Raw genomic sequence first — 19291 nt, 5'->3', positions numbered from 1 at the left:
GCCGCTCGCCGCGCCTCGCCGCCGCGCCACCATGCCCGCCACCCCGCGAAGCCCCGCGGGGCCGCCCGCGATCGCCCTCCACCCCCGCCGGCATCCGTTGTGGGGGCGGCCGGGGGTGGGTGGTCGCGGGTACCGTCGTCGGTATGACTCAGCGCAAGCCCGCCGGAGTCGGGTTCGAGACGTGGGTGGAGCGGCAGATTCGCGAAGCTCAGGAGAAGGGCGAGTTCGACGGCCTCCCCGGTGCCGGCAAGCCGCTCGCCGGCCTCTCCGAACCCCACGACGAACTCTGGTGGGTCAAGGACAAAGTCCGCCGCGAAGAAGGCACGATGCTGCCCCCGACCCTCCAGCTCCGCAAGGAAGCCGCCGAAGCGCGCGCGGCGGCCGGGGCGGCGGGCAGCGAGGACGAGGTGCGGCGGATCCTCGGTGCGATCAACGCCCGCATCACCGAGGCGATCCGCAAGCCGCTGTCCGGCCCGCCGCTGAACATGATGCCGTTCGACGTCGAGCACGTCGTGCGGGAGTGGCGGCTCAGCCGTTCCTGAGCGCCTTGAGGAAACCCTCGAAGCGCGCGGCGGCGAAGGCCAGGTTCGGGCCGGCCGGGTTCTTGGAGTCGCGGACGAGCACCGCGGACCGGGTGTGGGCCAGTTCCACGCAATCACCGCCGGTGCCGCCGCTGTGGCTCGACTTGCGCCACGCCACCGAGCCCGTCATCGGGACTTCTCCAAGGCGCTCAACAGGGTGACGCTCCGGGCCGGGGGCAGGGCCACCTGCCGGAGCGCGTCGAACGCCGACTCGTAACTCGCCACGTGAGCCGGGTTCTCGACGGTCGCCGCGGTGGTCAGGGCCTCCAGGTACACGACCGGGTCGCTGTCGGGGATCCGCAGCAGGACGAACGGGTAGCCGGTCAGGGCGTGCGCGGGCGCGTCCAGCGGGAGGACCTGGAGGGTCACGTTCGGCAGGCCGGCCAACTTCCGCAGGTGGCGGAGTTGCGCACGCATGGTGTCCGGGGTGTCGACGGTCGCCCGCAGGGCGGCTTCGTGCAGCACGGCGTGGAGTCGCTGCTCGCCGTCGGTGATGCGGTCCAGGCGGGCCAACCTGGCCTCGACCAGGCGCTCGACCTCCTCGGCCGGACGGCCCGGGTGCGCGGTGAGCAGGGCACGCGCGTAGTCGGCGGTCTGGAGCGGGCCGGGGACCAGTTCCGCCTGGTAGCGCAGGACTTCCGTCGCGAGCTGCTCCAGGGCGTGGAACCTGCGGAAGAAACCCGGCAGGACGGTGCCGAAGTTCGTGCGGGCACGGCGTTTGCGCGCCTCCCGCGCGAGTTCCTCGATCGGCTCGCGGGCCTGGCGCGTGGCGCCGTAGTGGTCCAGCAGCAGGGTCAGCTCGGCCTGCCGGACGGCCACGTCACCGACCTCGATGCGCCGGACCTTGGCCGGCGAGCACTCCAGCACCTTGGCGGCGTGCTCCTGGCTGACGTTCGCCGCTTCCCGCAACCGCGCCAACGCCTGCCCGAGCCGCCGCTTGGCCGCCGTCGGACTCGCACCGTTCCCGGGCATGACCCACCTCTCGTCGGACCTCCGTGGTCGTTGCGAGTGTGCCGCAAAGTCCTGTGGCACAGGACTTTCTTCACTCGAAGGTGTACTCGTGCAGCCTGCACGTGCAGGTTAACGTGACGGGTGAGGACTCCGGGGGAGGATCTTCGGGCCGGCTGCCTGCCGTGCCGCGCAAAGCCTTGTCGCGCAAAGCCGTGCCGCGCAGAACGCGCAAGCCGCGCCGTGCCTGCCGTGCCGCGTGTGGCGTGCCGCGTCGGCCGTGCGCCGCGTCGGCTGATCGCGGGCACGAGGGTTGTGCCGGCCCGTCACGCGCGTGCCCGCGTGCAGCGTTGATCCACCCCACCGGGCAGGCGAGCGGGCGCGTTCGTGCTGTCCGTGCACAGCCGCGCCCGCCGAGGAGGGACCTGCATGAACTTCACGTCGATGGTCGTCAAGGGCTACGCCAAGGGTCAGACCATCCGGGCGCTGGCCGCCGCCACCGGCAAGTCCTACAGCACCGTCCGCAGCACCCTGATCGCCGAGGGGGTCCGCCTGCGCGGACGCGGGCACCGACCACGCCGCAAACCGCTGCTGCCCGTCCGCGACGCCCGCGCGCGACGCCAGGAGCTGTCCGCCGAACTGCTGCGCGCCCGCCTGGCTTCGGGGCTGACGGGCGCCGCGGCGGGTCGGCGGGCCGGGATCAGCCAGTCCAAGGTGTCCAAAGTGGAGACCGGGCGGCTGGTGCCCAAGGTGGCCGACGTGGCGCGGTTGGCCGACGTCTACCGGGTCGCGCCCGCGACCAGGCAGCGGCTGGTCGCACTGGCCGAGGAGGTCGTGCGCGAGGCGGCGCACCGGCGGGCCGTCGTGCACCGCGGGGTCGCCGGGCGCCAGGTCGCCATCGCGCGGGCCGAGGCGGCGGCGGAGACCGTGCGCATCCTCGCGCTGACCAACCTCCCGCCGCAGCTGCTCCGCACGCCCCACCGCGACCGGCGGCTGGTCGTCGTGCTGTCCGAGAGCGCGCTGCGCTCCGACCCGGACAACTGGCCGTGGCTGCGCGAGATCAGCCTCGCGCCGACCGTCGAGCTGGGCGTCATCCCGTGGCTCACGCGGGTGGACGTGCCGGACGCGGGCTTCCACGTCTACGACGAGTCGATGGTCGTCTTCGGCCTGCTGGCGGGCAACGTCGTGATCACCGACCCGGACGACGTGCGCGGCCACGTGCAGGCCTTCGACAAGCTGCACCGGACCGCCCTCACCGGCTCCCGCCTGCGCACCCACCTGGACCACCTGGCCGCCGAGCACCACCGCACCCCGCCGGCCGTCCCCCCGACACGCCGGACCGGCGACGACACGCGGGACGCCGCCTGACCCGCCGGACCGGCGACGACACGCGGGACGCCGCCTGACCCGCCGGTCACCCCACGCGGTAGAGGGCGCGGCGCGCCGGCGGGACCAGGTGGTCCAGCCGGTGGCGCCACATCGCGGAGAGGGTGTCGGTGCGGGTCTTGGTGATCACCGTCAACGCCTGCGTGCCCACCACCGCCGCCGCGATCGCCTCCGCCTCCCGCCGCGGGTCCAGGTCCGGGTTCAGCTCACCCGCCGCCGCGGCCTGGCGGAGCAGGTCGCGCGCGGTGGTGGTGAGGCTGCTGAAGTGCAGGCCCGCCAACAGGTCGAACAGCTCGCTGGTGAACAGCAACCGCACGCCCACGCGCACGGTCGGGTCCGTCCCGGTCAGCTCCGCCATGCGGTGGGTCAGGTCCACCAGCGCCTGCAACGGACCCGTCCGCGCCTCGCACTCGGCCCGCACCGCGTGCCAACGGCGGAAGTACTCCTCGACCACCGCCACCGCCAACGCCTGCTTGGAGGGGAAGTGCCGGTACAACGCGCCTTTCGTCACCGAGACGCTCCGGCACACCGCGTCCAACGACGTGTTGTCGTACCCGTCCCGGTCGAACAGGTCGGTGCCGGCGGCCACCAGCGCGGCGCGCGTGCGGGCACCCTGGGCGGCCACGGTCATCTCGGCGTGATCCGCAGCGTCGCGTACACCGACGGCAGGGCGACGGCGGGCAGCCACGTCCGCCACACGTCCGCGACCTGCCGCGCACCGCCCGACGGCCCGTCCACGGCCATCGCCACCAGGTGCACGCCGACCAGTGCGGCGACCACGCCGTCGGCGCACTCCACCAGGTCGACACCGGGGCGCAGCTCACCCCGGTTCTCGGCGTGCCGCAACAGGTCCAGCACGGTCGCCGTCCACCGGGCCACCTGCCGCTCGGCCACGTCGTCGCACAGCGGCGCCTGGAACAGCAACCGCTGCACCACGGCGCGGTCCCGGTTGACCGCGTACCCGAGGTCGATCAACACCTGCAACGGGCTGCGGTGCACGCGTTGGAGCCGCTCGCGGACCCGCGCCCACTCCCGCGCCTGCCGGTCGAGCACGGCCAGCGCCAGCGCCTTCTTGGAGCTGAAATGCCCGTACAGCGCGCCTTTCGTCACGCCCGCGCGGTCGCACACGTCATCGATGGTGGCCCGCACGTAGCCGTCGCGGTCGAACGCTTCCGCCGCCGCGGCCAACAGCCCGTCCCTGGTGGTCGACACGTCGTGAATTGTCACCACACCGCGCATCGTGCGACAACCGTGTTGTGTGAACAGTTCAATGCCTCCGGCGCGCCGCGCGTTCGATTGCGGCGGCCCGTTCCAATTCCTGCTGCGACGCGTCCAGGACCTGTCCCAGCCAGGCGCGCCAGTACGGGCCCGGGATGCGTTTGCCGCGTTCCCAGCGGGACACCTCTTCCCTGGTGACGCTGGTGTTCCCGGACGCGGCGTGCAGCCGTGCGGCCAGGTCGTCCTGGGTGAGGTTCCGGCCGCGCCGCAGGTGGGCGAGGATTTCGCTGATGGGACCGGACACCGGCACAGTGCCTCCCCTTTCCGTGGTCGTCGGGATTGTGCGTCCATTCTTCCAGCGCGTCCGGGTGAATCGGGAAAGCATCACGGTGATACCGGCGGAACATCCCGGGCCAGTGCACGTGCAATTGCCAGCGTGTCGGTGTGCATCCGGAAGTCCGTGATGAGCCCGCGGTGCACGCCCACGACCAGCGCGAAGTCGAATGCCACCGGAGCGCCCGTGGCGCGGACCCGCGCGTGCAGCCGCCCGGTGAGGACCGCGTCGGCGTCGTCCACGAGCAGGTCGCGGGTGGTGATGCCGGTCAGCTCCAGCACCGCCCGGAACCCCAGGAAGAACGATTCCACCTCGCGCGGGTTGCGGACCTCCGCGGGCCAGGGCGCACCGGGGACCGGGGCGGTCCACCAGCGCACCTCGTCGGCGAACAGCCTGCTCAGCCCGGCGGTGTCCTTCGCGGCCCACCGGGCGACGAGCCGTTCCACCAGCATCGTGACCTCAGCGCGCCCGCGTCCCATACCCCGCCCGCGCCTCGCGCTCCGCCCACGGCCGGCACGGCACGAACGCCTCCCCGCCCGGCCCGACCCGCACCGCGCCCGCCGAGCGCAACATCCGCGCCACGGCCCGGTTCCCGGGCAGGTGGGTGACGCTGAACCAGCGGAAACCGTTGCGCAGCGCGGCGTCGGACAGGTGCCCCACGAGCAGGGTGCCCAGGCCGACCCGCCGCCACCCGGTCGCCACGGCCACGGCGACCTCGGCCACGTGCGGGGTCCGGGTCGCTTCGTAGCGGCCGATGGCCACGCCCCGGCCGTCCCGGTCCCGCGCGACCAGGGCGTGCCGCCGCACGTGGTCGAGTTCCGTCAGGTGCGTCAGAAGGGCGGGCGTGACCGGCGGCGGCGCGCCGCAGAACCGTTGGAACAGCGTGTCCAGGTCGGCGCCGCGGATCGCTTCGGCCAGCTCGTCCCGGTCCTCGGGACGCAGCGGTGCCATCCAGACCTCCCGTCCGTCGTGCAGGCGCAGCGCGGACGCGATTGCCTGTCCGTACATGGGTACTCCTCCGGGGTGTCGACTGGAGCAGCCACACCTTCGGAGCCGCGGGAACACATGAGCAAGCCTCGTACGGCGGTGCCGGCCGGGACAGGGGCCAATGCGGGGTTCTCCAACGGGTGCGTCCGGCGGGGTGGTACCGGCGGTGCACCACCTTCCGCCTGTGGGCAGCCGCGAGTTTGATCGCCACAGACGGCCGGAGACGACTGTGAGGTGCGGCGATGGTGGAGCAGCAACGTGTCCCCGCGCGCATCGGCGTGCGTGACGTGGTGCGGTTGGAAGAGGAGACGGAGCGGCTGCGCGGTATGGACTACCGCCGGGGCGGTGGGGCGTGCCGGGACTCGGTGATCGTCGCCGCCGCCTGGAGCGACCAGTTGCTGCGCGCGAAGTCGACGACCGCGGTGCGGACCCGGCTGCTGGTCGCGTTGGCCGACCTGCACAACCTGGCGGGCTGGACGTGCTTCGACACCGGTCTGGAACAGGCGGCGGCACGGCAGTGGGACCGCGCCCTGACCCTGGCCGCCGAGGCCGGTCACGACGAGCTGGTCGCCAACATCCACTACCGGTCCGGTCGGATGCGCCTGCACAACGCGCGGCGGCGGGAGGCGTTGGAGATCTTCGAACTGGGCGTCGTGGCGGCCAAGCGCGCTCGGTCGCGGCACGCCATCGCGATCCTGCGGGCGAACGAGGCGTGGGCGCACGCGGGGCTGGGCGACCAGGGCATGGCGATGATCCGGCTGCGGCAGGCGCACGAGGAGTTCGACCGGACGGCGGTGCCGGACGTCCCCGGCTGGGCGCGGTTCTTCGACGAGACGGACCTGTCCGCGATCACCGGCGTGGTGCACACGGAACTGGCCCGCACGGTGGACCCGGCCCACACCGCGACGGCGATCCCGGCGCTGGCGGTGGCGGTGGCGGGGTACCCGGAGCGGATGACGCGGAGCCGGGCGCTGAGCTTGATCGCGCTGACGGCGAACCACCTGCTGGACGGCGATTTCGACCAGGCGGACGCGGTGGGGCAGCGGGCGGTGGCGCTGGCGTGCGAGGTGAGTTCGATCCGGGTGGCCGACCGGTTGCAACCGTTGCGGCACCTGGCTGACCGGTACCGGGGAGACCCGCACGCGCGAGTCCTGGCGGCTCGCATCGCGGCTTTCACGCCGGCTTTGTGAGGCGGGGCCGGCCTCCGGCCCCCGACTCCATTGTCCCACGGGGTACCGACAACGCGGCCGGGCCGGGCGGGCCGGGCGGCCGGGCCGGGCGGGCCGGGCGGCTGGGCTGGCGGCGGGGCGCGGCTGGGCTGGGCTTGGGCGGCTGGGCTTGGGCGGCTGGGCTTGGGCGGCCGGGTGCGGCTGGGCTGGGCTTGGGCGGCTGGGCGAGCGGTGCCGGGCCGGGCTGGCGGCTGGGCTTGGGCGGCCGTGTGCGGCTGGGCTGCGCTTGGGCGGCTGGGCTGGGCGGGGCCGGGCTGGGCGGCTGGGCTGGGCTGCGCCGGGCTGGCGTGGGTTGGGTGGCTGGGCTGGATGAGGTGCGCGTCGAATTCGATTCGAATTCGACGCGTATTCGACAATCAGGATCGAACGTCAATCGAACCAAAGCATTTCGTTGACGTCGGCAGCACGCCGTCGTAATACTCGGTTCGCACTTCTGGAAAGCGTTCACAAATCTGAACAACTTCGGTCGAGGAAGTCGCCATGCGGATTTCCGTGGTTCCCGTGGTCGTGGCCGTGCTGTGCTGCGCGTTCGCCACGCCCGTCCAGGCAGGGCATGACCTGGGCAGACAAGTCCTGCAGGTCGGTGACGGCTGGGGCAGTGCCGGGTCCGGCACCACCGGTGGCTCGGCTGCGTCCAACGCGCACGTCGTGCGCACCGTGGCGGAATTGCGGGCCGCGCTCGCCAGTCCGTCGCCGAGATTGGTGAAAGTGCGCGGGGTCATCGACCTGCGGGTCGATTGCGCCACCTACGCCACCGGCGGGTACACGCTGGAGGAATACCTGAAGGCCTACGACCCGGCCGTCTGGGGTCGGGACCGCGAGCCCGTCGGGCCGTTGGAGGACGCCCGCGCCGCCTCCGCGCGCAACCAGGCCGCCGCCATCGCGCTGAACGTCGGCGACGACACCACGATCGTCGGCGACGGCCGGGGCGCGGGCATCACCGGTGGCACCCTGCGGGTCCACGGCGCGCGCAACGTGATCATCCGCAACCTCACCTTTCGCGACACCCGCGACTGCTTCCCGCAGTGGGACCCGACCGACGGCGCCACCGGCAACTGGAACTCCTCCTACGACTCCGTCTCCCTCAACGGCGCCACCAACGTCTGGGTGGACCGCTCGACGTTCACCGACCAGCCCCACACCACCGAGACCGTCCACTTCGGACGACCCTACGAGCAGCACGACGGCCTGCTGGACATCACCAACGGCTCGGACCTGGTCACCGTCTCCCACAACCGGTTCGAAGACCACGGGAAGACCATGCTGATCGGCTCCTCGAACACCTCCACCACCGACCCGGGCAAGCTGCGCGTCTCGGTGCACCACAACGTCTTCCGCAACGTCGAGGAGCGCGCCCCGCGCGTCCGGTTCGGCCAGGTCCACGTCTACGACAACCTGTTCGAGGCCGGCCCCACCTACAACTACGCGTGGGGCGTGGGCGTGCACTCCAGGATCGTCGCGGAGAACAACTACATCAAGGGCGTCCCCGCCGAGGACGTCATCCGGCACTGGGGCGGCACCGCGATCACCACGCGCGGCAACCTGGTGGACGGCCGGCGGACCGACGTCGTCGCCGCCTTCAACGCCGCCCACCCGGACACGCCGCTGGCCGCCGACGCCGGCTGGACACCGACGCTCACCCGCGGCCTGGAACCCGCGCACAAGGTCAAGCACCTGCGGGCGGGCGCTCGGTGAGGACGAAGAGGTGGGCGCCGTACGCGCTGATCGCGCCGACGCTGCTGCTGATGGCGGTGTTCCTGCTCTACCCCATCGCCAGCGTCGTGCACTACAGCCTCCAGCGCTACAACGTCACCCAGCCCTGGAAGAACGGGTTCGTCGGGCTGGAGAACTTCCGCTTCATGCTCACCGAGGACCCGCTGTTCTGGCAGAGCCTCGCGTTCAGCGCCAAGTGGGTCGCGGTGGAGGTGGGCCTGCAACTGCTCCTCGGCCTGGTCCTCGCGCTGATCGTGAACGAGACGTTCGTCGGCCGCGGCCTGGCGCGCGCCCTGGTGTTCTCGCCGTGGGCGGTGTCGGGCGTGCTCACCACGGGCATCTGGATCCTGCTCTACAACCCGTCCACCGGCGTCTTCCAGGAGCTGGCCGGCTGGGGGATCGGCTCGCCGGGCACCTCGGTGCTCGGCGACCCGGCCACCGTCTTCCCCGCCACCGTGGTCACCGAGCTGTGGCGCGGTGTGCCGTTCTTCGCGATCCTGCTGCTGGCCGACCTGCAGAGCATCCCGAAGGACCTGTACGAGGCGGCGGCGGTGGACGGCGCGGGCCGGTGGCGGCGGTTCATCAGCGTGACGCTGCCGCACCTCAAGGACGCGATCATCCTGTCCACGCTGCTGCGCGCGGTGTGGGAGTTCAACAACGTGGACCTGATCTACACGCTCACCGGCGGCGGCCCGGCCAACCAGACCACCACGTTGCCCCTCTACGTGGCGCGCAAGGCGGTCGACTCGCACGACTTCGGCTACGGCTCGGCGCTGACCGTGGCCGGGTTCGTGATCCTGCTGTTCTTCTCGATCCTGTACCTGCGGTTGTCGAAGTTCGGGAGTCGCGCATGAGCCGGGTGTTGCGGCTGCACGTGCCGCTGGCGCTGTACCTGCTGTTCACGCTCGTGCCGTTCTACTGGATGCTGGTGTTCGCCGTGCGCCCCACCGGCTCCACCGCGCTGGTGCCGTGGCCGATCACGTTCGAGCACTTCGACACGGTGTGGAACGGCATCGGGTTCGGCACGTTCTTCCACAACAGCATGGTCATCGCGTTGGGCGTGCTGGTGTTCGTGTCCGTCCTGTCGTTGATGGGCGGTTACGCGCTGGCGCGGTTCAAGTTCCGCGGGCAGCGGCTGTTCCTCGTGGCGCTGCTGTGCACGCAGTTCATCCCGGGCGCGATGATGCTGATCCCGCTGTTCGTGATCTTCCGCGAGGCGGGCCTGTTGAACAGCCTCACCGGGTTGATCGTCGCCGACGTCGCCTTCCAACTGCCGTTGGCGCTGATCCTGATGAGCGGGTTCGTGCGCAACATCCCGGTGGAGCTGGAGGAAGCCGCGATGGTGGACGGCTGCACCCGGCTGCGCGCGTTCTTCGCGGTGATGCTGCCGCAGCTCAAACCGGCGCTGGTGGCGGTGGGGTCGTTCGCGTTCATCGGGGCGTGGAACAACTTCCTGTTCGCGCTGATGTTCGCCTCCCGGCAGGACAAGTTCACGCTGCCGGTCGGGTTGAGCTACGCGCTGGGGGAGTTCAACACCGACTTCGGCGCGCTGGCCGCGGGTGGCGTGGTCGCGGCAGTGCCGGTGGTGCTGGTGTTCGCCGTCGTGCAGCGGTACCTGGTGCAGGGCCTGAGCGCCGGGGCGGTCAAGGGATGAGGATTGCGGGAGGAACCATGCGCGCACTGCTGGTCGTGCTGGCCCTGGTGCTGTCGGCCTGCTCGTCGGGCGGCGGGGACGGCGGCAAGACGACGATCGTGTTCTGGGACAACAACGGCGGCCCCGGCCGCACCCCGATCTACGAGGAGCTGATCAAGCGGTTCGAGGCCGCCAACCCGGACATCGACGTCGAGTACGTCGGCATCCCCAGCTCGTCGGTGCAGCAGAAGTACGACACGGCCATCGCGGGCGGTTCGACGCCGGACGTCGGCGGCGTGACCACGTCGTACCTGGCGCACCTGGTGGGCCAGGACGCGCTGGTCGCGCTGGACGACCGCGTCGACGGCGGCGCGTTGAAGGGCAAGTTGCTGCCGTCGCTGGTCGAGACGGTCCGGCAGACCGCGCCGGACGGCAAGCTGTACTCGGTGCCGTCGTCGGGCAACCTGGACGTCATCTGGTACCGCACGGACTGGTTCACCCAGGCCGGGATCACGCCGCCGCGGACGTGGGACGAGCTGGTGGCGGCGGCGGAGAAGCTGACCGACCGGGCCGCGAACCGGTACGGCTACACCATCCGCGGCGGTGCCGGCTCGGTGTTCCAGTTGCTCACCGAGGCGTACTCGTACTCCGGGGTCACCGAGTTCTTCAGCGGCGGGAAGTCCACGGTCGGCGACGAGCGCAACGCCGAGCTGGTCGGCAAGGTCGCCGCGCTCTACAAGAAGGCCACGCCCGAGGCGGACGTGAACAACAGCTACACCCAGATGGTCGCGCAGTTCACCGGCGGGTCGGTCGGCATGATGCACCACAACCTGGGGTCCTACGGCGACGTCACCAAGGCGTTGGGCGACCGCGTGGCCGCGATGCCGTTGCCGGTGGGGCCGTCGGGCAAGCGGACCGTGGTGCCCAACCCGACCGACGGGTTCGCGGTGTTCAAGAACAGCGAGAACCAGGACGCGGCGTGGAAGTTCGTGGAGTTCCTGACGTCCAAGGAGGCCAACTCCCACTGGAACGAGAAGGTCGGGCAGATCCCGGCGAACACCGACGTGCGCGACGCGGCGTGGATCGCGTCCAACCAGCCGGTGAAGATGGCGCTGGGCGTCCTGGAGGACCCGGCGACGGTGACCGTGCCGGCCCCGGTGTACCTGCCGCAGTACTCGTCGATCACCAAGACCGACAGCGAGCCGCAGTACCAGAAGGTGCTGCTGGGTGAACTCGCGCCGCAGGCGTTCCTGGACGAGATGGCGACCAAGCTGACCGCCGCCCAGAAGGAGTGGGAGGAGCGGAGGTGATCGAGACCGTCGAGGTGTCGGTGTTCACCACCACCGCGTGGACGGCGGTGGACTCCGGCGGGCACCGGCACCCCAGCGCCGAGCACGAGGTGCGCGAGGCGGTGCTGGAGATCACCGACTCCGACGGGGTCGTGGGCCGCGTGCAGGTGCACCCCGACCAGCTCCGGCCGGCCGTTCTGGAGGCGTACGTCCGGCCGGTGCTGGTGGGCGCGGACCCGTGGGACCGGGAACGGTTGTGGCGCTTGATGGCCCGTCGCCAGCGCGGGTCGCACGGGCGGTTCACCGACCGGGCGTTGGGGTTCGTGGACACCGCCCTGTGGGACCTGGCGGGCAAGCGCGCCGAGTTGCCGGTGTGGAAGCTGTTGGGCGGGGCGCGGTCGTCGATCCCCGCTTACGCCAGCACGATGTGCGGCGACTCGATCCCCGGCGGGTTGAGCACGCCGGCCGACTACGCCGAGTTCGCCAAGCAGTTGGTGGACCGGGGGTACCGGGCGATCAAGCTGCACACGTGGATGCCGCCGGTCGCCGGTGCGCCGAGCGTGCGGGCGGACATCGAGGCGTGCGCGGCCGTTCGCTCCGCCGTCGGACCCGACATCGCGTTGATGCTCGACGCGAACCACTGGTACTCGCGGACCGAAGCGCTCGAACTCGGGAAAGCGCTGGAGGAGCTGGACTTCTACTGGTTCGAGGAGCCGATGGAAGAGGCGTCGACGTCCTCCTACCGGTGGTTGGCCGACCAACTGCTGATCCCGGTGATCGGGCCGGAGGTGGCGTGGGGCAAGCACATGAGCCGGGCGGAGTGGGTCGGGTCCGGGGCGTGCGACATCCTGCGCGCCGGACCGACCGACGTCGGCGGCATCACGCCCACGGTCAAGGCCGTGCACCTGGCGGAGGCGTTCAACGTCGACTGCGAGATCCACGGCGACGGCAGCGCGTCGCTCGCGGTGCTCGGCGGCACCGACGCCGGCCGCTGGTACGAACGCGGGCTGCTGCACCCGCACCACGACTTCGACCGCGTGCCGCCCCACCGGCTCGCGGCCGTGGACCCGCTCGACGCGTCCGGGCACGTCACCCTGCCCACGTCGCCCGGCCTGGGGGACGCCTGGGACGTCGAGCACATCCGCAGTCACACGGTGGAGAGGTGGTGATGACCGAGTCGTAGGGAAAAACCGCCGCCGGTTCTCCTGTCATCCACAGTCGTATGGAGGAAACCCGATGTCCCGCACGATTTCCCGTGCGCTGGTCGCGGCCGTGGCGGTGGCCGCGGCTTCGGTGGCCGTCGTCGCGCCGGCGCAGGCCGCTTCGTTCAACCTGGAGGGGTGGGCGACGCAGGGCGGTGGCACCACCGGTGGCGGCAGCGCCACGCCGGTGACCGTCTCGACCACCTCGGCGTTCGTCTCGGCGGTCCAGTCGTCGAGCGCGGCCGTGATCCGCGTGTCCGGCACGATCACGCTGTCGAGCATGGCCAAGGTGACGTCCAACAAGACGATCATCGGTGTCGGCTCGACCGCCACGATCTCCGGGCACGGCCTGAACATCGCCAACGCGTCCAACGTGATCGTCCGCAACCTGAACTTCCGGGGGTGGAAGGACGACGCGATCAACGTCCAGTACTCCAGCCGCGTCTGGGTGGACCACAACAGCTTCTCCAGCGGGTACGACGGCGCAGTGGACGTGAAGCGCGCGTCCGACTACGTGACCGTGTCGTGGAACAAGTTCTCCAGCCACAACAAGACCATGCTGCTGGGTCACGACGACGGCAACGGCGGCGAGGACCGCGGCAAGCTGCGCGTGAGCTACCACCACAACTGGTTCGACGGGACGCAACAGCGCCACCCGCGTGTGCGTTTCGGCAACCCGGTGCACGTCTACAACAATTACTACGGTGGCGTGACCGACTACGGGGTGGCGTCCACGATGGAGGCGGGCGTTCTCGTGGAGGGCAACTTCTTCGAGAACACGCGGGACCCGTTCCACCGCGGCGAGGGCGACTCGCCGGCCGCGAACCTGGTGGCGCGCAACAACCACTTCGTCAACTCGGGCTCGGGTGACCAGGGCGGCAGCGTGAAGTCGATCCCGTACGGCTACGCGCTCGACCCGGCGAGCAACGTGAAGTCCATCGTCACGGCCGGTGCCGGCACCGGCAAGATCTGATCCTCCGCAGGTGGGGAGCGGCCCTCGGCGACACCCGCCGAGGGCCGCTCCGCGCGGTGCGTCAGAGGAACAGGGCGTCGGTGAGCATCAGCACCGCAACCGCCAGCAAGATCACGGCGAAGAGCTTCCGCAGGGTGGCCGGGTTCAGTTTGGCCGCCAAACGCTTGCCATCCCACGCGCCCAGCAACGCCGTGGCGGCGAACGGCCCGATCAGGGCCCAGTTCAACGCCGCCACCGTCCCGAGCCGCACCGCGAACGCCGTGCCGGCGTTGACGCTGATCACCAACAAGCTCGTGCCCACCGCCGTCGTCATCTGCACAGCCAGGGCACCCACCAGCGCCGGCACCGTGAGGAACCCGCCGCCCACGCCCAGGAACCCCGTCAAAGCGCCCAACCCGGCACCAACACCCGCCGCCCGCGCCGGACGAACCCGTTCAGCCGGAGCGGGACTGCGCAGCATGGTCACGGCCGCAGCCGCCGCCACGGCCGCGAAAGTCCCTGTCAACACCGCCGGCGGGACCATCGAGTGGTAGGCGCCGGCCAGCGCCGCCGGGACCACGCCGGCCGCCGCGAACAGCAAGCCCATGCGCCACCGGACCGCGCCGGCCCTCGCGTGCGTGAACAGAGCCAACAGGGACGTCGTCAGGACGATCAAGAGAGCGGCCGTGGTGGCGTGTTCCGGGGAGAAGTCCAGGAAGTAGATCAACGCAGGGACGGTCAGCACGCTGCCGCCGGCGCCCAACGCGCCCAACGACAGACCCACCACGGCGCCGGCGAGCAGAGCCAGGCAGAAAGCGGTCATGTCGTCGGCACGCCGTGCACCTGGGACCAGTCGGCGTTGAGGTGCACCACCTCGCGCCCGGCCCGCTGCAACAGGCTCGCCGCCACCCCCGCCCGGTAGCCCGACGCGCAGTGCACCCACACCATGCCGGGCGGCACCTCGTCCAAGCGGCCCATCAGCTCGTGCAGGGGGATGTTGACGGCGCCGACGATGTGGCGGGCGGCGAACTCCTCCGGGCGGCGCACGTCCAGGACCACCGGGGAAGTGGCGGACGCCAGGGCGTCCCAACCCCGCATCGGGTACGAGACCTGCTCGCCGACGGACAGGTCGAACGACGCCGACGGCCGGTCGATGCCGATCCTCGACAGGTCCCGGATCGCCGCCGACACGTCCCGCTCCGACCCCAGCAACGTCACCGGCTCGCCCCACGGCACGACCCACCCCAGGTACGTCGCGAAGCTCGTCCCGTACTCGAAGCTCACCGCCCCGCGCACGTGCCCGGCCGCGAACGCCACCCGGTTGCGCAGGTCCACCACCCACTGGCCGGCGTCCAGCCGGGCCAACACCTCCGTCGCCGACAACGGCTCGGGCACGGTCACGTCGGCCGCGGCCGGGCCCAGGCGGTTGAGCGGGGCCATGTGCGAGTAGTACGACGGGTACGCCGTCAGGCCCGCCATCAGCGTCGTCACGAAGTGCTGCTCGTCCGGGTCGGTCAACGCGTGGTTGGTGCGCAACTGCTCACCGATCGTGGACGCCTGCGCCCCGCTCGCCGGCCCGGACGAGCAGAAGCTCCCGAAACCGTGCGTCGGGTGCAGGGTCGCCGACTCCGCGACGCCCGCGGCCAGCGCCCGGGCCGAGCGGTACTGGGCGTGGGTCAGGTCGCGGGTCAGGTCGGGGGACACCAGGTCCGTGCGGCCGACCGAGCCGAACAGCAGGCTGCCGCCGGAGAACACCGCCTGCCGACCGTCCGCCGACACCACGTACGCCAGGTGGTGCGGGGTGTGGCCGGGGGTCGCGACGGCCGTCACGGCCAGACCGCCGACCGGCAGCGCGTCACCGGGCCGCACCGGGTGGCGCTCGTAGGCGACCTCCTCGGCGGCGGCCACCAGGTAGTGCGCGTCGTGCCGCCGGGCCAGGGCCAGGCCGCCGGTGACGTAGTCGTTGTGCACGTGGGTCTCGGCGACGTGCGTGATGCGCACGCCCAACCGGCCCGCCACCTCCTCCACGCGGTCCAGGTCGCGCTGCGGGTCCACGACCAGCGCCACCTCGCCGTCGTGCACCAGGTAGCTCCGGTCGCCCAGCGAGGCGGTGCCGATCGTCTCGATCTCCATCACGTGCACCTCCGTCATATGTACGTACATTATGACGGACCGCCGCGCGGAACGTCAGCGGTGTGTCACAGACCTCGTCGGTCGGGGGCCCACCGCCGGGAACTCCGAGGTCACCGCGAACCGGTCCCCGCGCACCATCGTGTGCCGCCACTCCACCGGTCGCCCGTCGGAGGAGCCCCGCCGGTGGATCGACAGGCACGCCACGTCCGGGCCGCACCCCAGCAGCGCGCGTTCGGCGTCGGTCGGCACCACGGCCTTGATCGTCTCCCGGCTCCCGTCCAGCCGGACGCCGGTCCGCTCGGCCAGCACCGCGTACAGGCTCGTGTGCGTGAAGTCGGCGGTCAGCAGCGGCTGCGCCAGGTCGGCGGGCAGCCACACCCGGTCGATCGCGAACGGCTCGCCGTCGGCCAGCCGCAGCCGCTCCAGGTGCACCAGCGGGGTCGATCCTTCGAGGTCCAGGCGGTCGGCGACGACGCCGTCGGCGCGCACGTCGAGCACCCGCACGACGCTGCGCTGCTCCATGCCCGCCGCCTCCACCGACGCGAACAGGCTGTAGAGGGTGTCCAACGGCTGCTCCACGGCGGCGGCCGGGCTCACCCGCGGCTGGCGACCGCGTTCGGCGACCACCAGGCCCTCGGCGCGCAGCCGCTGCAACGCCTGGCGCACCGTGTGCCGGCTGACGCCGTAGTCCTCCATGAGGGCCAGTTCGCCCGGGAAGCCGGCGTGGAACTCGCCCGCCCGCAGCCGGGTCACGAGGTCGTCCTGGAGCTGCCGCCACAGCGGCGTGGTGGCGGACCGGTCCAGCGTGCGCGACGTCATGCCGGAAGTCTCCCTTGAAGCCCTCCCGGCTCACCCGCTAGCGTTATTGTACGGACATTTTGGGAGTGCCATGCGCCACGAGATCGTCATCATCGGCGGCGGCGCGGCCGGGATCTCCACGGCCGCCCGATTACGACGCAACGGACGGGACGTCGTCCTGGTCGAACCGTCGGACGTGCACCACTACCAACCCCTGTGGACGCTGGTCGGCGGCGGGCGCGCCCCCTCCGACGCCTCCGGGCGGCCGATGGCGAAGGTCGTGCCGCGCGGCGTGCGGTGGCTGCGGACGGCGGCCGTCGGCGTCGACCCGTTCGACCGGCGGGTGGACCTGGACGACGGCACGTCGGTGCGCTACCACCGGCTGGTCGTGTGCCCGGGCATCCAGCTCGACTGGCACCGGCTCGACGGCCTGGTGGAAGCGCTCGGCCGTGACGGCGCGTCCAGCAACTACTCGGCCGCCTACGCGCCGCTGACCTGGGAGTTCATCCAGCGCACCCGGTCGGGGACGGCCGTGTTCTCGATGCCGTCGGGGCCCATCAAGTGCGGTGGCGCGCCGCAGAAGATCGCCTACCTGGCCGCCGACCACTGGCGCGAGCGGGGAGTGCTGAAGAACATCGAGGTGCACCTGGTCCTGCCGACGCCCGCGATGTTCGGCGTGCCGGAGTACTCGGCCGTGCTGGAAGGGGTCGCGCGGCGGTACGGCATCCACGTGCACCTGGAGAGCGAGGTCGTCGCGGTGCGGCCCGGCCGGGAGGTCGTGGTGCGCGGGCCCGACGGGATGACCACGCTGCCGTACTCGTTCGCCCACCTGGTGCCGCCGCAGAGCGCGCCCGACTGGATCAAGTCCTCGCCGCTGGCCGGGCCGTCCGGTTACGTCGAGGTGGACAAGAACACGCTGCGGCACACGGACTTCCCGGACGTTTTCGCGCTCGGCGACGCCGGCTCGACACCGAACTCCAAGACCGGCGCGGCGGTGCGCAAGCAGGTGCCCGTGGTGGTGGCGAACCTGCTGGCGTCCCTGGCCGGCCACGACCTGACCGCCTCCTACGACGGGTACGCGTCCTGCCCCATCACCACCGGACGCCGCACCCTGCTGCTCGCCGAGTTCGACTACACCGGCCGACCACGCCCGTCGATCCCGCTGCTGGACACCATGCGCGAACGCACCGACTACACGATCTTCAAACGGCGCGTGCTGCCCTGGCTGTACTGGGGGCTGATGCTGCGAGGACTCGCCTGAGCCCTCGCAGCACCACACGCCCCAGCCGCGCACGACTTACCCGCGCACGACCCAGCCGCGCACGACCCAGCCGCGCACGGCTCAGCCGCGCACGGTCAAGCCGCGCAACTCAGCCGCGACGCCACTTCTGGTTCGCGCCGCCCGTGCACTCCCACTGCTGCAACGGGGTCCCGGTGCTGCCCCACGCGGTGACGTCCACGCACTTGTTCGCCTGCGGGTTCACCAGGTCGCCGGCCGCGCTGAGCACGAACTGCTGCGCCGGGTTGCCGCTGCACGTGGCGAGCTGGATGGCCGCGCCGTTGTCCCGCGACCCCCACGCCACGTCCATGCACAGGCCGAACGCCCGGACCGTGCCGTCACCGGGGAACGTCCAGTTCTGCGCGGCGGTGCCGTTGCAGTCCCACAGTTGCAGCCGCTGACCGTCCACGCCGTTGGAGTTCGGCACGTCGATGCACTTGTCCTGCCAGCCGATGATCCGGCTGGTGCTGCCCGTGGTGGTCAGCGTCAGGCCGTAGACGCTCAGGATCTCGTTCAGCGGCTGGAACAACGTGGTGCCGCCGGTCGAGCAGTTGCCCGAACCGCCCGAGGTGACGCCCTGCGCCTGGTTGCCCGCGAGCCACGCGCCGCCGGAGTCGCCGCCCTCCGCGCACGCCGTGGTGGAGGTCAGGCCGTGGACCAGGCGGCCGGAGTAGTTGACGGTCACGTTCTTCGCCTGGATGGTGCCGCAGCGCCACCCGGTCGTGCGGCCGGACCGGCACACCGACGCGCCGACGCCCGCCTCCTGCGAGCCCGCGACCGTGACGTTGCCGCCCGCGTAGTTGTTCACCCACGGACGTGGGGTCCAGTTGCTGTTGGTGCGGACCCACGCGTAGTCGTTGTCGGGGAAGGAGGAACCGGCGAACGTGCCCTGACTGACGTTGTTGTGGCCCAGCGTCGGGCTGCCGGTGCCGCCGCAGTGCCCGGCCGTGACGAAACCGCCGTTGTTGACCGAGAAGCCCACGGAGCACAACGTGTTGCCGTTGATCACGTACTGGTCGCCGCCGCGCAGGTCGTAGAGCGGACGCGGCGCTTCGGAGACCTTCGTGCGGGCGGTGACGCCGGCCTGCCGCGCGAAGCCCTCGGCGGCGGCGGTGGACGCGGCCTCCACGACGACGGAGTTCGTCGCCGGGTCCACGTACCAGGAGTGGACGTCCGCCGGCACGGTCGCCGCGTCGAGCCGGGACTTGGCCGTGGCCAGGGACTTCTCGGTGTGCGCGACCCGGACCGGGCTCGCCCCGGCGGCGCGCACGGCCGCCGCGTCGGTCTCGTCGAGCACGCCGACCTTGAGCCCGTCGGCGAACCACGCGCCGCCGAACCGGTCGCCCAGGCGCGTGCGCAGCGCGGTCTCGACCGGGACGGACCGGGATTCCCGGTCCTGGCGGAGGGCGGCCCCGGTGGGGGACAGACCCAGGTCGCGGTGCAGGGCGGCGGCCAGGGTGGTGTCGGCGACGCGGTCGGCGGCGGTGCGACCGGTGGCCGAGGCGGGGGAGGGCAGGGCGGCCAACGCGACGGCCAGGGCCACCGCGCTGCCTTGCGCGATCATTCTCACGACAGCTCCTAGTGCAGGGAGGAGAGGTGTGAGAGCGCT

General features: G+C 71.7%; 21 protein-coding genes and 1 pseudogene. 10 read left to right on the top strand and 12 right to left on the bottom strand.

The genetic code is table 11. The features are described 5' to 3' along the window. Positions 1–143 precede the first annotated feature (143 nt). A complete protein-coding gene (locus AB0A74_RS32525) occupies positions 144–542 on the top strand; it encodes a DUF1992 domain-containing protein (protein ID WP_358255512.1) in 399 nt (132 codons plus the stop codon). Here AB0A74_RS32525 and AB0A74_RS32520 read toward each other — a convergent pair. Together AB0A74_RS32520 and AB0A74_RS32515 are read right to left on the bottom strand one after the other, a co-directional pair. After that, on the bottom strand, positions 529–711 hold the full coding sequence (locus AB0A74_RS32520) for a DUF397 domain-containing protein (protein WP_358255510.1): 183 nt from the start codon (positions 709–711) through the stop codon (positions 529–531). The genes AB0A74_RS32525 and AB0A74_RS32520 overlap by 14 nt on opposite strands. Continuing rightward, the gene (locus tag AB0A74_RS32515; RefSeq protein WP_358255508.1) at positions 708–1553 is read right to left on the bottom strand and encodes a helix-turn-helix transcriptional regulator; all 846 of its coding nucleotides are present in this window, start codon (positions 1551–1553) and stop codon (positions 708–710) included. Before AB0A74_RS32515 ends, AB0A74_RS32520 begins: the two co-directional genes overlap by 4 nt. 405 nt (positions 1554–1958) lie before the next feature. On the opposite strand from AB0A74_RS32515, the gene AB0A74_RS32510 reads away from it, so the two are divergent. Then, entirely contained in the window at positions 1959–2897 is a 939-nt protein-coding gene (locus tag AB0A74_RS32510) for a Scr1 family TA system antitoxin-like transcriptional regulator (RefSeq protein WP_358255506.1), read from the top strand. 46 nt (positions 2898–2943) lie between these two features. Here AB0A74_RS32510 and AB0A74_RS32505 read toward each other — a convergent pair whose 3' ends face one another. The 5 genes from AB0A74_RS32505 to AB0A74_RS32485 form a co-directional block, all read right to left on the bottom strand. After that, positions 2944–3546: a TetR/AcrR family transcriptional regulator gene (locus tag AB0A74_RS32505; protein WP_358255504.1), complete on the bottom strand. Its 603-nt coding sequence runs from the start codon at positions 3544–3546 to the stop codon at positions 2944–2946. Then, positions 3543–4127, bottom strand: a complete 585-nt coding sequence (locus AB0A74_RS32500; RefSeq protein ID WP_358255502.1) for a helix-turn-helix domain-containing protein — start codon at positions 4125–4127, stop codon at positions 3543–3545. The genes AB0A74_RS32505 and AB0A74_RS32500 overlap by 4 nt, the downstream gene beginning before the upstream one ends. A 55-nt stretch (positions 4128–4182) precedes the next feature. Next, positions 4183–4437 (bottom strand): helix-turn-helix transcriptional regulator, encoded by a 255-nt coding sequence (locus AB0A74_RS32495; protein WP_343931571.1) that lies wholly within the window; start codon positions 4435–4437, stop codon positions 4183–4185. An 80-nt stretch (positions 4438–4517) separates the two neighbouring features. After that, positions 4518–4919 (bottom strand): nuclear transport factor 2 family protein, encoded by a 402-nt coding sequence (locus AB0A74_RS32490; protein ID WP_358255500.1) that lies wholly within the window; start codon positions 4917–4919, stop codon positions 4518–4520. 7 nt (positions 4920–4926) lie between these two features. Beyond that, positions 4927–5475: a GNAT family N-acetyltransferase gene (locus AB0A74_RS32485; protein ID WP_358255498.1), complete on the bottom strand. Its 549-nt coding sequence runs from the start codon at positions 5473–5475 to the stop codon at positions 4927–4929. Positions 5476–5696: 221 nt separating this feature from the next. On the opposite strand from AB0A74_RS32485, the gene AB0A74_RS32480 reads away from it, so the two are divergent. The 7 genes from AB0A74_RS32480 to AB0A74_RS32450 all read left to right on the top strand — a co-directional run bounded on the left by AB0A74_RS32480 (position 5697) and on the right by AB0A74_RS32450 (position 13493). Beyond that, a complete protein-coding gene (locus tag AB0A74_RS32480) occupies positions 5697–6644 on the top strand; it encodes a tetratricopeptide repeat protein (RefSeq protein ID WP_358255496.1) in 948 nt (315 codons plus the stop codon). Between the two features lie 519 nt (positions 6645–7163). Then, the gene (locus tag AB0A74_RS32475) at positions 7164–8378 is read left to right on the top strand and encodes a pectate lyase (protein ID WP_358255494.1); all 1215 of its coding nucleotides are present in this window, start codon (positions 7164–7166) and stop codon (positions 8376–8378) included. Continuing rightward, a complete protein-coding gene (locus tag AB0A74_RS32470) occupies positions 8375–9250 on the top strand; it encodes a sugar ABC transporter permease (RefSeq protein ID WP_358255492.1) in 876 nt (291 codons plus the stop codon). Before AB0A74_RS32475 ends, AB0A74_RS32470 begins: the two co-directional genes overlap by 4 nt. Further along, a complete protein-coding gene (locus tag AB0A74_RS32465; protein WP_358255490.1) occupies positions 9247–10050 on the top strand; it encodes a carbohydrate ABC transporter permease in 804 nt (267 codons plus the stop codon). Before AB0A74_RS32470 ends, AB0A74_RS32465 begins: the two co-directional genes overlap by 4 nt. Positions 10051–10067: 17 nt before the next feature. Beyond that, complete coding sequence (locus AB0A74_RS32460; protein ID WP_358255489.1) at positions 10068–11339, top strand: sugar ABC transporter substrate-binding protein; 1272 nt, start codon at positions 10068–10070, stop codon at positions 11337–11339. Next, positions 11336–12487 (top strand): enolase C-terminal domain-like protein, encoded by a 1152-nt coding sequence (locus tag AB0A74_RS32455; protein WP_358255487.1) that lies wholly within the window; start codon positions 11336–11338, stop codon positions 12485–12487. Before AB0A74_RS32460 ends, AB0A74_RS32455 begins: the two co-directional genes overlap by 4 nt. 67 nt (positions 12488–12554) lie before the next feature. After that, positions 12555–13493 carry a right-handed parallel beta-helix repeat-containing protein gene (locus tag AB0A74_RS32450; RefSeq protein ID WP_358255485.1) on the top strand — a complete coding sequence of 313 codons (939 nt, stop codon included), beginning with the start codon at positions 12555–12557 and terminating at the stop codon, positions 13491–13493. A gap of 61 nt (positions 13494–13554) precedes the next feature. On the opposite strand, the gene AB0A74_RS32445 is transcribed toward AB0A74_RS32450, so the two are convergent. From AB0A74_RS32445 to AB0A74_RS32435, 3 genes are read right to left on the bottom strand one after another with little or no spacing between them, the layout of a single operon-like run. Further along, positions 13555–14295 (bottom strand): sulfite exporter TauE/SafE family protein, encoded by a 741-nt coding sequence (locus tag AB0A74_RS32445; protein WP_358255484.1) that lies wholly within the window; start codon positions 14293–14295, stop codon positions 13555–13557. Then, positions 14292–15605 carry an MBL fold metallo-hydrolase gene (locus tag AB0A74_RS32440; RefSeq protein WP_358255518.1) on the bottom strand — a complete coding sequence of 438 codons (1314 nt, stop codon included), beginning with the start codon at positions 15603–15605 and terminating at the stop codon, positions 14292–14294. Before AB0A74_RS32440 ends, AB0A74_RS32445 begins: the two co-directional genes overlap by 4 nt. A gap of 54 nt (positions 15606–15659) precedes the next feature. Continuing rightward, positions 15660–16424 (bottom strand): GntR family transcriptional regulator, encoded by a 765-nt coding sequence (locus tag AB0A74_RS32435; protein ID WP_358255482.1) that lies wholly within the window; start codon positions 16422–16424, stop codon positions 15660–15662. A gap of 70 nt (positions 16425–16494) precedes the next feature. On the opposite strand from AB0A74_RS32435, the gene AB0A74_RS32430 reads away from it, so the two are divergent. Next, on the top strand, positions 16495–17664 hold the full coding sequence (locus AB0A74_RS32430; RefSeq protein WP_358255480.1) for an FAD/NAD(P)-binding oxidoreductase: 1170 nt from the start codon (positions 16495–16497) through the stop codon (positions 17662–17664). On the opposite strand, the pseudogene AB0A74_RS32425 reads toward AB0A74_RS32430, so the two are convergent. Both AB0A74_RS32425 and AB0A74_RS32420 read right to left on the bottom strand, forming a co-directional pair. Continuing rightward, a pseudogene (locus AB0A74_RS32425) lies at positions 17606–17758 on the bottom strand (hypothetical protein); the annotation flags it as partial. The gene AB0A74_RS32430 and the pseudogene AB0A74_RS32425 sit on opposite strands and share 59 nt — an antisense overlap. Before the next feature lie 15 nt (positions 17759–17773). Further along, positions 17774–19246, bottom strand: a complete 1473-nt coding sequence (locus AB0A74_RS32420; RefSeq protein ID WP_358255516.1) for a ricin-type beta-trefoil lectin domain protein — start codon at positions 19244–19246, stop codon at positions 17774–17776. Between the last annotated feature and the right edge of the window lie 45 nt (positions 19247–19291).

Source organism: Saccharothrix sp. NPDC042600 (assembly GCF_040647305.1).
Lineage (GTDB): Bacteria > Actinomycetota > Actinomycetes > Mycobacteriales > Pseudonocardiaceae > Actinosynnema > Actinosynnema mutabilis.
The sequence above is the reverse complement of the archived record's forward strand: the minus strand, read 5'-3'. Positions and strand labels throughout refer to the sequence as shown.